We start from the raw sequence: 12,379 nt of genomic DNA on the forward strand, positions 1-12,379 counted from the left end.
GCCGCTCAGGCGCGCTTGGTGGCGCGGGAGAGCGCGTCCCAGTCGACACCGGTGCGGGCGGCCAGCGCGGCGACGGCCGACAACGCACCGACGCGGGCGTCGCGGACCGCCGGATCGGGGTCCATGACCTGCACGTCGTCGACCATGCCCTGCACCGCCGCGGCGAGCGGCGGGCTGACCTCGACCAGGCGCGTGATCGAGGTGTCGCGGCCGAGTTCGGCCGCAGCGGCCTCGTAGGCGCGGACCAGCTCCTGCTCCGACGGCCGGGTGAGCGGCGTGCGGTCGAGGACGTTCGGCGCGACGGTGCCCTTCACCAGACGACGGATCCGCTGCACCGCCTCGACCAGGGAGTCGAGCTCCGCGCCGCCGGCCAGCTTCTCGAGCTCGGTGAGGGCGGCGACCGCGCGGCCGGGTTCGTCGGCCAGCGGCAGGATCGCGCCCACGAGGTCGACCTCGTGACCCTCGTCGAGCAGTGACTGCTCGAAGCGGCGAGCGACGAACTGCCGGGCAGCAGCGAGGGTGTCGTCCGCGACGGTGACACCCTGCTCGCGGATCGTGCCCGCCGCGATGTCGAGGGCGGCGGGCACCGAGACGTCGGCGAGTTCGGGGAACGCCCGCAGCGTGGCGACGAGCCCGAGGGCCGCGCGGCGCAACGCGAAGGGGTCCGACGACCCGGTCGGGTTGGCCCCCACCGCGAACAGCCCGGCCAGCAGGTCGGCGCGGTCGGCGACGGCCAGTACGGCACCCGGCACGGTCGTCGCGAGAGAATCATCCGATGAACGCGGGTGTTCCATCTCCTCCAACGCGCTGGCCACGGCGTCGGGTTCGCCGGCGTCACGCGCGTAGTAGCCCGCCATGGTGCCGGCGAGCGAGGTCATCTCGACGACCATCTGCGTGGCGAGGTCGAACTTCGCGAGTTCGGCCGCGCGGCCGACGGTGGCGGCGTCGGCGCTGTCGACCGACGCCGCGGCGACGATCGCGCCGGCGTTGGCGGCGATGCGCGCCGAGCGGTCGGCCATCGAGCCGAGCGTGTTCTCGAACGCCAACTTCGACAAGCCGACCTTGTGCTCCAGCGGTGCGACCTTGCGGTCGGCCGCCCAGAAGAACGAGGCGTCGGCGAAGCGCGCCCGCACCACAGCTTCGTTGCCTGCTGCAACGGTCGCGACATCGCACGCGCCGTTGGCGAACGTGACGAAGTACGGCAGCAACGTGCCCTCGGCCGAGCGGACCGGCAGGTAGCGCTGGTGCTTGCGCATGACGCTGATGAGGATCTCCGGCGGCAGCGGGAGGTACTGCTCGTCGAAGTGGCCGAGCACCGGGACGGGCTGCTCGACCAGGTTGACGATCTCGTCCACGACCGCACCGTCGAGGGACTCGTCGATGCGCCCGCCGACGGTCGCCGCGAGTTCCCGGCCGCCGGCCAACACCGCGACCCGACGGTCGTCGGCCTCGAGCACGATGTCGTGCTGCTCGAGCAGGCCGCGGTAGGCGTCGGCCGAGGGCACCTCGACCACCGGCTCAGCGGCGAGTCGGTGCACACGGGTGGTGCGGCCGGAGTCGAGCGAGGACACCGTCACGGGGATCTCGACGTCGCCGAGCAGCACCGTGAGCCAGCGGATGGCGCGGGCGTAGGAGAGCTCCGGGTCGTTCCAGCGCATGTTGCGGTCGGCGCGCAGGTCGCGGACCACCTGGGCCAGCAACGGCGAGAGCACCTCGGCGGCCGAACGGCCAAGCCGCTCACGGACGATCGCGACGTGTTCGTTGCCGTCGACAACGATCCGGTCGAGCGCCGACGGGTCGACGCCCTGCTTGGCCGCGAAGCCGCTGGCCGCCCGGGTCGGGTTGCCCTCGGCGTCGAACGCGGCCGACACCTTCGGGCCGCGGACGGTCTCGGTGGCGTCGTCCTCCTTGGGAGCCAGCCCGTCCACGATCGCCACGATGCGGCGAGGGGTGCTGAACGTGTGCAGGTGCTCGAACGCCAGCCGGGTGCCGCCCAGCCGCTCGGTGAGGGTGGTCTGCAGCCAGTCACGGGCGCGGGTGACCTCGGCGGCGGGCAGTTCCTCGACGCCGACCTCGAACAGCAGCGTGGCCGGTGCATCGCCCGCGGCCGGGAGCTCGCGGGCCGTCGGGACCGGCAGTTGCGGCGCCGACCCCAGCGGGAAGCCCAGTTCCTCGCGGCGGGCGACCCACAACTCGGCCACGGCCTTCGACAACCGGCGCATCGTCCCGAACGCCCGGGCGCGCTCGGCCGTCGAGACGACGCCGCGGGAGTCGAGCACGTTGAACGTGTGCGAGCACTTGAGGATGTTGTAGTACGCGGGCAGCGGCAGCCGCGCCTCGAGCATCTCCTCGGCCTCGCGCACGTGGAGGTCGTAGAGCTGCCGCTGGACGTCGATGTCGGCGTCGTCGAGGTAGTAGCGGCTCATCTCGTACTCGGACTGCCCGAACGCCTCGCCGTAGCTGATGCCCGGCGCGTACTCGATGTCCTTGAAGTGCGTGACGCCCTGCAGCGCCATGACGATCCGCTCGATGCCGTAGGTGATCTCGACGCTGACCGGGTCGAGGGTCAGCGAGCCCGCCTGCTGGAAGTAGGTGAACTGGGTGATCTCCATGCCGTCGAGCCATACCTCCCACCCCAGCCCCCAGGCGCCGAGCGCGGGCGACGCCCAGTTGTCCTCGACGAACCGGATGTCGTGCGCGTGCAGGTCGATGCCGATGGCCTGCAGCGACTCGAGGTAGAGCTCCTGCGGGTTGCCCGGGTCGGGCTTGAGGATGACCTGGAACTGGGTGTGGGTCTGCAGCCGGTTCGGGTTCTCGCCGTAGCGGCTGTCGTCCGGGCGGACGCTGGGCTCGACGTAGGCCACCCGCCACGGCTCCGGACCGAGCACCCGCAGCGTCGTCGCGGGGTTCGCGGTACCGGCACCGACCTCGGTGTTGAACGGCTGCACCATGAGGGCGCCGCGCGCGGTCCAGAACTCGTTGAGCTTCTGCAGGACGTCTTGGAGAGTGAGCATTCTCGTCATCTGGTCGCCGGGTGGTGGGTAGGTCCCAGGGTATCGGCCGCGTCGTGCCCGTTCTGCGCCGTGCCGCCACACGGCCGTAACACGGACGGGGACAGGCTGGCCGGGTGAACACGTCCGACGTCCTGGCGCTGACGCCCGACGACCTCGCCATCACGCGGCTGGGCGAGCGCACGGTCGACACGCCCCTGCGCGAGTTGATCGGCAGCCGGCGCGAGTCGATCCACTACGTCACCGAGACCGACCGGGTGCTGTTGGACGACACCCTGGGCATGGCCAAGCGGCGCGACGTCGCCACCGACGACCTGCCCGCCTTCAACCCGGGCGGTCCGCGGCACAAGCTGTACTTCGAGCCGCACGAGGTGACGGCCGCGATCGTGACCTGCGGGGGACTGTGCCCCGGGCTCAACAACGTGATCCGCGGCCTGGTCCTGCAGCTGACCGAGGGCTACGGGGCGCGGCGGATCATCGGCTTCCGGGGCGGGTACCAGGGCCTGACGGATGGCTCCAAGCCCGTCGAGCTCACCCCGGCCGACGTCCGCGACATCCACCACCGCGGCGGGACGGTGCTCGGGACGTCGCGCGGCATGCAGGACCCGGCCGCGATGGTCGACACGCTCGTCGCGCAGGGCGTGGACATGCTGTTCGTCATCGGCGGCGACGGGTCGCTGCGGGGTGGGGCGACCATCGCGCAGGAGGCGCTGCGGCGGGGGCTCGACATCGCGGTGGTCGGCATCCCGAAGACCATCGACAACGACATCCCGTGGATCGACCACAGCTTCGGCTTCCAGACGGCCTTCGCCCGCGCCGCCGAGTCGATCCGCGCGGCGCACGTCGAGGCGTCGTCGACCTCGGGCGGGGTCGGGCTGGTGAAGCTCATGGGCCGTCACTCGGGGTTCATCGCCTGCTACGCGACGCTGACGAACACCGACGTCGACTTCGTCCTCGTGCCGGAGGTGCGGCTGGACCCCGACGCGTTCGTCGTGACGCTGCGGGAGCGGGTCGAGGCGCGGGGGCACGCCGTGGTCGTCGTGGCCGAGGGCGTGGGGCAGGAACTGTTCGAGGCCGACGGCCAGACCGACGCCTCCGGCAACTCCAAGCTGCACGACATCGGATCGTTGCTGCGGGAACGGATCACCGCGGAGTTCGCGCGGGCCGGGTCACCGCTGACGTTGCGCTACGTCGACCCGGGGTACGCGATCCGGTCGGTGCCGGCGAACGCCTACGACGCCGTCTACTGCCTCCGACTGGCCCAGGCCGCCGTGCACGCCGCGATGGCCGGGTTCACGTCGATGGTCGTCGGCCGCTGGCACGGACGCTTCGTGCACCTGCCGATCGCGCTCGCCACCGGCAGCCGCAACACCGTCGACCCGCACGGTGACCTGTGGATGTCGGTGCTGGAGACGACCGGTCAGCCGTTGGCGTCCTGAGCCTGCAGGCGACGTAGCCGGGCGACCTCGGCGAGCGTGACGGCAGCGGCGACGCTCGCGTTGAGCGACTCGGTCGGCCCGGCCATCGGGATCGACAGCAGCAGGTCGCACTTCTCCGCGACCAGGCGCGACAGGCCGTCACCCTCGCTGCCGACCACGACGCACAGCGGGTCGGTGGCGAGCTCGAGCGCGTCGAGGTCGGTGTCGCCGCCGGCCGCGAGGCCGACGACGAAGATGCCGGCCTTCTTGATGGTGTCGATGCTGCGGGACAGGTTGGTGACCTGGCTGACCGGCAACCGGGCCGCGGCACCGGCGCTGGTGCGCCACGCGGCCGCGGTGACCCCGGCGGCCCGCCGTTCGGTGATGATCACGCCGTCGCCACCGAAGGCCGCGGCCGAGCGGATGACCGCACCGAGGTTGCGGGGGTCGGTGACGCCGTCGAGCGCGACCAGCAGTGGCGCGCCCGGGGTGTCCTGGGCGCGGGCCAACAGGTCGGGCAGTTCGGTGTAGCGGTACGGCGGCACCTGCAGGGCGATGCCCTGGTGCAACAGTCCGTCGGTGAGCCGGTCGAGCTGGCCCTTGCCGACCTCGAGCAGCGGCAGCAGCCGGTCGCCCGCGATCTTCAGCGACTCGGTGATGCGCTCGTCGGGCTCGCCGCCCTTGATGACGTAGAGCGCGGTGGCCGGCACGTTCGCGCGCAGCGCCTCGAGGACGGGGTTGCGCCCGACCAGCAGTTCGGCGTTGGCCGCGGAGTTGCGCCCAGACCCGCGGCCCTGGTTGCCGCCGCGGCCGGTCGTCTTCCCCGCGGCCTTGTCGGCGGCGCGGGCGCGCCGGGCGGCCGGGTGGTACGGGCGGTCCTCGGCCTTGGGCGTGGGACCACGTCCGGACAGACTGGCGCGGTTCTTGCCGCCGGTGCCCGTGGTCGAGCCCTTCTTGCTGCCGCGTACGGCTCCGCGCCGCTGCGAGTTACCCGCCACGATCAGGCCTTTCCGGTGTCGATGGTCCACTGGGGACCCTGCGGCGTGTCCTCGATCTGGACACCGGCCGCCTTGAGAGCGTCACGGATGCCGTCGGCCGCCGCGTAGTCCTTGCGCGAGCGCGCCTGCGTCCGCTGGTCGAGCACGAGGCGGACCAAGGCATCGACGGTTCCGGTCAGCGACTCCCCACCCGTGTGTTCCTCGAAGGTCTTCGGGTCGAGCCCGAGGATCGACAGACCCGCCATGACCTCGGCGTACCGGTCGCGAGCCCGAGCGAGGTCGTCGTTGTCGAGTGCAACGTTGCCCGCGCGCACGGCGTCGTGGATGGCGGCGAGCGCACCGGACACGTTGAGGTCGTCGTCCATCGCCGCGGCGAACCCCTCGGGCGGGACGCCGTACCAGCCGAAGTCGCCGTGGCGCTGGACCCGGGCGAGGAAGCGTTCGATCCCCCGGAAGCTCGCAGCGGCTTCGTCGAGCGACGTCGACGAGAACTCCATGTCGCTGCGGTAGTGCGCCGCGCCGAGGTAGTAGCGCAGCTCGACCGGGCGGTAGTCCTTGACGACCTCGCTGACGAGCAGGCTGTTGCCCAGCGACTTGCTCATCTTCTCGCCGGCCATGGTGACCCACCCGTTGTGCAGCCAGTACTGGGCGAACGCGTCGCCCGCGGCGTTGCTCTGGGCGCGCTCGTTCTCGTGGTGGGGGAACACGAGGTCGCGGCCGCCGCCGTGGATGTCGAAGGCGCTGCCGAGGTACTTGCCGGCCATGGCGGAGCACTCGAGGTGCCACCCGGGCCGGCCGTTGCCCCACGGGGTCGGCCAGGACGGCTCGCCCTCCTTCGCGGCCTTCCACATCGCGAAGTCGCGGGGGTCGCGCTTGCGGTCCTCGGCGACGACGTCCTCGCCCTGCTGCACCTCGTCGAGCTTGAGGCCGGACAGCGCGCCGTAGTCGGGCAGCGACCGGACGTCGAAGAAGACGTCGGCACCGTTGGCGTAGGCGTGCCCGGTGTCGATGAGCTTCTGCATGAGCGTGATCATCTCGGGGACGTGCGCCGTCGCCCGGGGTTCGTAGCTCGCGGGCAGGCAGCCGAGGACGTCGTACGCCGCCGACACCGCGCGCTCGTTGTGCGCGGCCCACTCCCACCACTCGACGCCGGCGTCGCGGGCCTTGCGGATGATCTTGTCGTCGATGTCGGTGAGGTTGCGGATGAACGTGACGTCGTAGCCGCGGTGGACGAGCCAGCGGCGCAGGATGTCGAAGGCGACCGAGCTGCGCAGGTGGCCGATGTGCGGCGGACCCTGGACCGTGAGGCCACAGAGGTAGATGGACGCCTTGCCTTCGTGGAGGGGTACGAAGTCACGGACCGCCCGCGTGGCGGTGTCGTGGAGGCGCAGGGTCACCCACCCAGCGTAGTGACTGGGAGACTCGGGTCATGTCCCTCGCCTCGTCCGACCCGTCGTGGCAGCCCTCGACCGTCGCCGTCCACGCCGGCCGGCCCGCGCGCACGCTGCACGCGCCGGTCAACGAACCGATCTCGATGACGACGACGTTCTTCGCCGACTCCACCGACGCCCGCTACGTCCGCGACGGCACGCCGACCCTGGAGGCCTTCGAGGCGGCGCTCGGGGGGCTCGAGGGTGGGGTGTCTGTCGCGTTCGCGTCCGGGATGGCGGCCTCGACGGCGGTGTTCGAGCTGCTGCCGCTCGGTGCCGTGGTGGTGGCGACGCGGTCGCTCTACTCGGGCAACGCGCTGCTGTTCGACCGGTGGTCGGAGTCGGGGCGGCTGTCGGTGGTGGCGGTGGACGGGCCTGATGCCCTCGCCGACGCGGTGACAGCCGTCCGTCCGGCGCTGGTGTGGGCGGAGGCGGTGTCGAACCCAATGATCGAGACGCTCGACATCCCAGCCGTGGCCGCGGCCTGCCGATCCGTCGAGGCGCTGCTCGCGGTCGACGCGACGTTCGTGTCGCCGGCGGGGGTACAGCCGCTGGCCCTCGGCGCCGACTTCGCGATGCACTCGGTGACCAAGGTGATCGCGGGGCACTCCGACGCGCTGATGGGCGCGGTCTCGGCCGCCCCCGAGCTCGCGGCGCGGTTGGCCGACCAACGGCACCTCGTCGGTTCGCAGCCGGGAACGCTGGAGGCCTTCCTCGCCCTGCGCGGCCTGCGGACGCTGCCGTTGCGACTGGACCGGATGCGGGAGTCGACCGCGACGCTCGCGGCGCGGCTGGCCGAACACCCCGCCGTCAGCCGGGTGCGCTTCGCCCCGGCGTCGTACGTGCTGTCGTTCGAGGTCGTCGGTGGCGGCGACGCCGCGCAGGCGGTGTGCGACGCCGTCCGCCTGTGCCTGCCCGCCACGTCGCTGGGTGGGGTCGAGACGCTCATCGAGCGGCGCGGGCGGTACGCGATCGACGCGGGCCGCGGGACGCCGGACTCGCTGCTGCGCCTCTCGGTCGGGATCGAGGACGTCGAGGACATCTGGTCCGACCTCACCCAAGCCCTCGACGCCAAGCCCTCGACCTGAGCTCGAGGTTGGCGAGGCGCTCGCGCCGCCCCTGCTCGCGTTTCTCGTGCTCTGAGTGCACGGATGGGGTCAGTGCACGACGCGACGTCGTGCTCTGACTGCTGGGCTGGGAGCAGTGCACGACGAGCTCTGGCACTGCTCGCACGCATGCGAGCAGCGCCAGAGGGTCGGTCGGTGACCGGCCGAGATGCCCGCACGGGTGTTCGAGCGTTGTCCACAGGGGTCGAATTGCCCCGTGACACGGCCCTGACTTCTGAAACAATCACAGCGTGCAGAGGTCAGGAGTCGCGCTCACCGCCCTCGCCGCTGCCCTGCTCCTGACCGGCGCCGCCTGCAGCAGCGGCTCCGACCCCGGCCCGAACTACTCCTCGGTCTCGACCACCCCTTCGAGCCCGATTGAGCCGTCTACGCCCTCGACGGCAACATCGTCCAATCCCAATGTTCCGAGCGGCGCCAGCTCACCTACACAGCCGAACGAAGCACTTCGGAACTCAACAGACGGCGCATTTGCGTTCGTGTCCTTCTACTGGAAGCAGGTCGACTGGGCCTACTCAATTGTTGATGGCAACGTGTTGAGTGGGTTGTACCGCCCGACCTGCAAGTCGTGCGCGTCCTCCGAAGCGGCTATCAAGGCCGTGCAGGCCAAAGGAAACACCTTCCGAGGCGGGCACGTGACAATCAAGTCTCAGCGTCTGGGCTCGGCTTCGGCCGACCCGTCCGCAAACTACGCCGTTGACACGGTTCTCTCAGTTGAGGCCCTGACTGAACTGACCGCGCAAGGTGCGAAGGTCGCCTCGTACCCAGCTTCGAGCTATACCGTTCGCGCCTTTGTCGCGTGGTCCACTGACCATTTTGAGGTAACAGCGACCGCCAACTTGGGCGGTGGCTCGTGAGTAAATTGGGCCTGGCCATCCTTCTGGCGATCCTCGCGATCTTTGCCCCTTCAACGCCCGCTTGGGCTGACGGCGATGACCCGTCTTTCGGCGGGAGCTACGGCGGGTCCGATGTCCAGGTGGACGGCCAGTCATCGACCCCTGGAGACGGCAACGGGGGCGGTACTACCGGAGTTTCTACTGGCCCCACGACACGGACCGTTACCTGCAACCTGACCGGCGCGGTGAGCGCGGCCTGCCGGGGGGCGGCCAACGCCTGCGTGCGGCCGCCGCTTCCGCCGCCCACCAACGCGATCGTCGTCCAGCAGCAGCAACCGAACGGCACCTGGCAGCAGGTGTCGGTGGACTGCGACGGGAACGGGGCGCCGGACGCCTTGGCCGTGGTGACCGCGGCGATGGTGCGCCAGCACGTCGTGCGTCTACTCCCACCGGTGGCGGTGGGGGTGGCGCCGGCGAACGGGCCGACGCTGGTCAACCTCGAGACCATCTTCTGGTCGCCGACCCCGGCGACCCGCGCGCTCGGCCCGGTGACGATCCTCGGCCAGCGGGTCGGCATCACGATCCGCTTCGACCACGCGACCTACGAGTACGGCGACGGGACCACCGCGACCATCGACTCCCCCGGCACACCCTGGACCGAAGGTGCTTGCGACACCACGCAGTGCCCGACCCTCGACGGCCACACCTACGTCGCGCCGGCCGAACGCGTCACCGCCCGGAGCACCGTGACGTGGACCGCGACCTTCACCGTCGGCAACGGTCCCGAGCAACCCATCCCCGGCGCCATCGACGGCCCCACGGCCACCCACGACCTGCAGGTGCTGCAGGGACGGTCGGTCATCGTCCGCTGAGGCCCCGGCGGCTGCGCCGAGGGCGGGAGGTTCAGTCGCCGGCGGTCCGCACCACCAGGGCGGTCGCGATCGCGGCGCGGCCCTCGCCGCGACCGGTGAGGCCGAGGCCGTCCGTGGTGGTGGCCGAGACCGAGACGGGGGCGCCGACCACGCCCGACAGCACCTGTTCGGCGTCGGCCCGGCGGGCTGCGAAGCGGGGGGTCTGCGCGACCAGCTGCACCGAGACGTTGCCGACGGTCCAGCCGGCGTCGGTGAGACGCCGCAGCACCTCCCCCAGCAGGTCGACGCCGGAAGCTCCGGCCCAGCGCTCGTCGGAGGTGCCGAAGACCGCGCCGAGATCGCCCATGCCGGCGGCCGCGAGCAGGGCGTCGCAGCAGGCGTGGGCCACGACGTCGCCGTCGGAGTGACCTTCACAGCCGTCGTCGCCCGGCCAGCGCAGGCCAGCGACCCAACAGGGGCGGCCGGGTTCGATCGGGTGCACGTCGACCCCGACGCCCACCCGCGGCAGCGGAACGGTCACGACCGCGCCACCACCTCGGCGAGAGCCAGATCGAGCGGGCGCGTCACCTTGAAGGCCAGTTCCGAACCGTCCACGGCGACCACCGTGCCACCGTGGCGCTCGACCACGGAGGCGTCATCGGTGTGCTCGACGCCCTCGGCGGCGGCATGCGCCTCGACCAGCGCGGTGTAGCGGAAACCCTGAGGCGTCTGCACCGCGCGCAGTGAGGAGCGGTCGACCGTGCCGAGGACCGCGCCGGTGTCGTCGACGGACGTCAACGTGTCGACGACTGGCAGGACCGGGATGACGGCGTCAGCACCGTTGTCCAGTGCACCGATCACGCGGTCGACGACGTCGGACGGCGTGAACGCGCGTGCGACGTCGTGGACCAACACGAAGTCAGGTGGGTCGACCAGGGCGAACAGCCCGGCCGAGACCGACTGCTGCCGTGTGGCACCCCCGGCGACAACCGCGACCGTTGCAGGAAGCAACGACACGGCCAAGTCGACACCGGTGGGGTGGGCGACCACGACGACCTCGGACACCCGGGCCACTGAAGCCAGGCGCGAGACCGCGTGCTCGAGCAACGTCGAGCCCGCGATCTCGCAGAACGCCTTCGGCTTGCCGGCGCCCAACCGGATGCCGTCGCCTGCCGCCACGAGGACGGCGGCGACAGATGCCTGGCTCAGGAAGCGACGGCTTCGCCGAGGACCTCGTCGAGCACGAGCTCGGCCTTGTCCTCGTTGGTGCCCTCGGCCAACGCCAGCTCGCTCACGAGGATCTGACGGGCCTTGGCCAGCATGCGCTTCTCGCCTGCGGACAGGCCACGGTCCTTGTCGCGACGCCAGAGGTCACGCACGACCTCGGCGACCTTGTTGACGTCGCCCGACGCGAGCTTCTCGCCGTTGGCCTTGTACCGACGGGACCAGTTGGTCGGCTCCTCGGTGTGCGGGGCCCGCAGCACGTCGAAGACGCGGTCCAGGCCCTCCTGGCCGACGACGTCACGCACGCCCACGATCTCGGCGTTGTCGGCCGGGACCAGGACGGTCAGATCGCCTTGGGCGACCTTCAGTACGAGGTACGTCTTCTGCTCGCCCTTGATGGTGCGCTGCTCGATCGCCTCGATCTTCGCGGCGCCGTGGTGCGGGTAAACGACCGTTTCGCCAACGGTGAAGGTCATCAGGAAAAGCCCCTTTCGACTCCCTCCAGTCTAACACGGCACACTTACCGGTCCCTCAGCCGTTTCGCACCACCCCTGTGCCACGCGTGGGAGCGCGGGGGGAGAGCGGAACGGTCACAGCTGGTCGCTATCGTCAACGCATGCTCGTCTCCGCTGACGTCCGGCGTCGCCGTCTCCTCGGCCTGGCCGCCGCCGTCGCCGCGACCGCGCTCACCGTGTCCGGTTGTGCCGCGGGTCAGGACGCCCAGACGGTCGAGCAGACCTCCGTCGTCGACGGCACCGCGTTCGAGGCCGGCGCCGTCAACCTCCGCGACGTCGGCGTCCGCGCCCCGGTGGGCCCGTCGTACGCCGCCGGCGCCAACGCCGCCCTCCAGGGCCTGATGGTCAACACCGCACGCGACGAGGACCGGCTGGTGTCGATCACCACGCCCGCGGCCGACAGCGTGGTGTTCTACAGCGACGGTCTGAGCGCCGTGCTCGGCACCGCACCGACCGGCTCCGCGTCGCCGAGCGACTCCTCGTCGCCCTCGGACACGTCGTCGGACACGAGCGCGCCCACCGACGGCGCCAGCCCGTCGGAGGGCATCACCCCGTCCGGCGGCACCACCGCCACCGAGGGCTCGACCCCGAGCGACGGCGCGAGCTCGAGCAGCAGCGTGACCCCGAGCGCCGGCGCCAGCGCGACCGGGAGCAGCTCCTCGTCAGGCGCCGCCCCGACCCCTGCCACGGACATCCCGCTGCCGAGCGACCAGGCCGTGCAGTTCGGCTACTCCAACGACCAGCCGGCGATCGTGCTCGTCGGGCTCAAGCAGGCGCTGTTCCCGTCCGAGCCGCTCGCACTGACCTTCACCTTCGCGAGCGGCGCGACCGTCACGGCGCTCGTCACGGTCAAGCTGCCGGTCGACTCCACGCTCGAGGCTCCGACCATCAACGCCGAGGAGCAGGAGGGCGGCGGGGAGTGACGACGTCCTCCTGACGTCCCTCCCGCCTGTCGCCACGAAAGTGTCGTAG

At 71.3% G+C, this 12,379-nt stretch carries 11 protein-coding genes; 5 read left to right on the forward strand and 6 right to left on the reverse strand.

Annotated features, from left to right (window positions below; all coding sequences use genetic code 11):
• Positions 1–5: 5 nt before the first annotated feature.
• Positions 6–3,014 (reverse strand): glycine--tRNA ligase, encoded by a 3,009-nt coding sequence (locus ACXR2U_RS01170; RefSeq protein WP_458823066.1) that lies wholly within the window; start codon positions 3,012–3,014, stop codon positions 6–8.
• A 113-nt stretch (positions 3,015–3,127) separates the two neighbouring features.
• Between ACXR2U_RS01170 and ACXR2U_RS01175 the strand changes: the two genes are divergently transcribed.
• Positions 3,128–4,450, forward strand: coding sequence for an ATP-dependent 6-phosphofructokinase (locus tag ACXR2U_RS01175; protein WP_458823067.1), 1,323 nt, complete (start codon positions 3,128–3,130; stop codon positions 4,448–4,450).
• Here ACXR2U_RS01175 and rlmB read toward each other — a convergent pair.
• Together rlmB and cysS are read right to left on the reverse strand one after the other, a co-directional pair.
• On the reverse strand, positions 4,432–5,427 hold the full coding sequence (gene rlmB / locus ACXR2U_RS01180; protein WP_458823068.1) for a 23S rRNA (guanosine(2251)-2'-O)-methyltransferase RlmB: 996 nt from the start codon (positions 5,425–5,427) through the stop codon (positions 4,432–4,434). The genes ACXR2U_RS01175 and rlmB overlap by 19 nt on opposite strands.
• Before the next feature lie 2 nt (positions 5,428–5,429).
• The gene (gene cysS / locus ACXR2U_RS01185) at positions 5,430–6,824 is read right to left on the reverse strand and encodes a cysteine--tRNA ligase (protein ID WP_458823069.1); all 1,395 of its coding nucleotides are present in this window, start codon (positions 6,822–6,824) and stop codon (positions 5,430–5,432) included.
• 32 nt (positions 6,825–6,856) lie between these two features.
• On the opposite strand from cysS, the gene ACXR2U_RS01190 reads away from it, so the two are divergent.
• From ACXR2U_RS01190 to ACXR2U_RS01200, 3 genes are all read left to right on the forward strand, one after another.
• Entirely contained in the window at positions 6,857–7,945 is a 1,089-nt protein-coding gene (locus ACXR2U_RS01190) for a trans-sulfuration enzyme family protein (RefSeq protein ID WP_458823070.1), read from the forward strand.
• A gap of 269 nt (positions 7,946–8,214) precedes the next feature.
• A complete protein-coding gene (locus ACXR2U_RS01195) occupies positions 8,215–8,838 on the forward strand; it encodes a DUF6318 family protein (RefSeq protein WP_458823071.1) in 624 nt (207 codons plus the stop codon).
• A gap of 224 nt (positions 8,839–9,062) precedes the next feature.
• Positions 9,063–9,689: a hypothetical protein gene (locus ACXR2U_RS01200; RefSeq protein ID WP_458823072.1), complete on the forward strand. Its 627-nt coding sequence runs from the start codon at positions 9,063–9,065 to the stop codon at positions 9,687–9,689.
• 31 nt (positions 9,690–9,720) lie between these two features.
• Here the strand turns inward: ACXR2U_RS01200 and ispF are convergent, their stop codons facing one another.
• Genes ispF through ACXR2U_RS01215 form a run of 3 tightly spaced genes read right to left on the reverse strand, consistent with a single transcriptional unit; the run spans position 9,721 to position 11,368 of the window.
• A complete protein-coding gene (gene ispF / locus ACXR2U_RS01205) occupies positions 9,721–10,209 on the reverse strand; it encodes a 2-C-methyl-D-erythritol 2,4-cyclodiphosphate synthase (protein ID WP_458823073.1) in 489 nt (162 codons plus the stop codon).
• Positions 10,206–10,847: a 2-C-methyl-D-erythritol 4-phosphate cytidylyltransferase gene (ispD, locus tag ACXR2U_RS01210; RefSeq protein WP_458823074.1), complete on the reverse strand. Its 642-nt coding sequence runs from the start codon at positions 10,845–10,847 to the stop codon at positions 10,206–10,208. Before ispD ends, ispF begins: the two co-directional genes overlap by 4 nt.
• A gap of 26 nt (positions 10,848–10,873) precedes the next feature.
• Positions 10,874–11,368 (reverse strand): CarD family transcriptional regulator, encoded by a 495-nt coding sequence (locus ACXR2U_RS01215; protein WP_458823075.1) that lies wholly within the window; start codon positions 11,366–11,368, stop codon positions 10,874–10,876.
• Between the two features lie 140 nt (positions 11,369–11,508).
• Between ACXR2U_RS01215 and ACXR2U_RS01220 the strand changes: the two genes are divergently transcribed.
• Positions 11,509–12,330, forward strand: coding sequence for a hypothetical protein (locus ACXR2U_RS01220; RefSeq protein ID WP_458823076.1), 822 nt, complete (start codon positions 11,509–11,511; stop codon positions 12,328–12,330).
• Positions 12,331–12,379: the final 49 nt, after the last annotated feature.

Source organism: Jatrophihabitans sp. YIM 134969 (assembly GCF_054456675.1).

What these genes read in the sequence shown, in the direction of transcription:
- ACXR2U_RS01170 (WP_458823066.1), bottom strand. Translation starts at nt 3,014, where the DNA reads ATGCTCACTCTCCAAGACGTCCTGCAGAAGCTCAACGAGTTCTGGACC.
- ACXR2U_RS01190 (WP_458823070.1), top strand. Translation starts at nt 6,857, where the DNA reads ATGTCCCTCGCCTCGTCCGACCCGTCGTGGCAGCCCTCGACCGTCGCC.
- ACXR2U_RS01215 (WP_458823075.1), bottom strand. Translation starts at nt 11,368, where the DNA reads ATGACCTTCACCGTTGGCGAAACGGTCGTTTACCCGCACCACGGCGCC.
- ACXR2U_RS01220 (WP_458823076.1), top strand. Translation starts at nt 11,509, where the DNA reads ATGCTCGTCTCCGCTGACGTCCGGCGTCGCCGTCTCCTCGGCCTGGCC.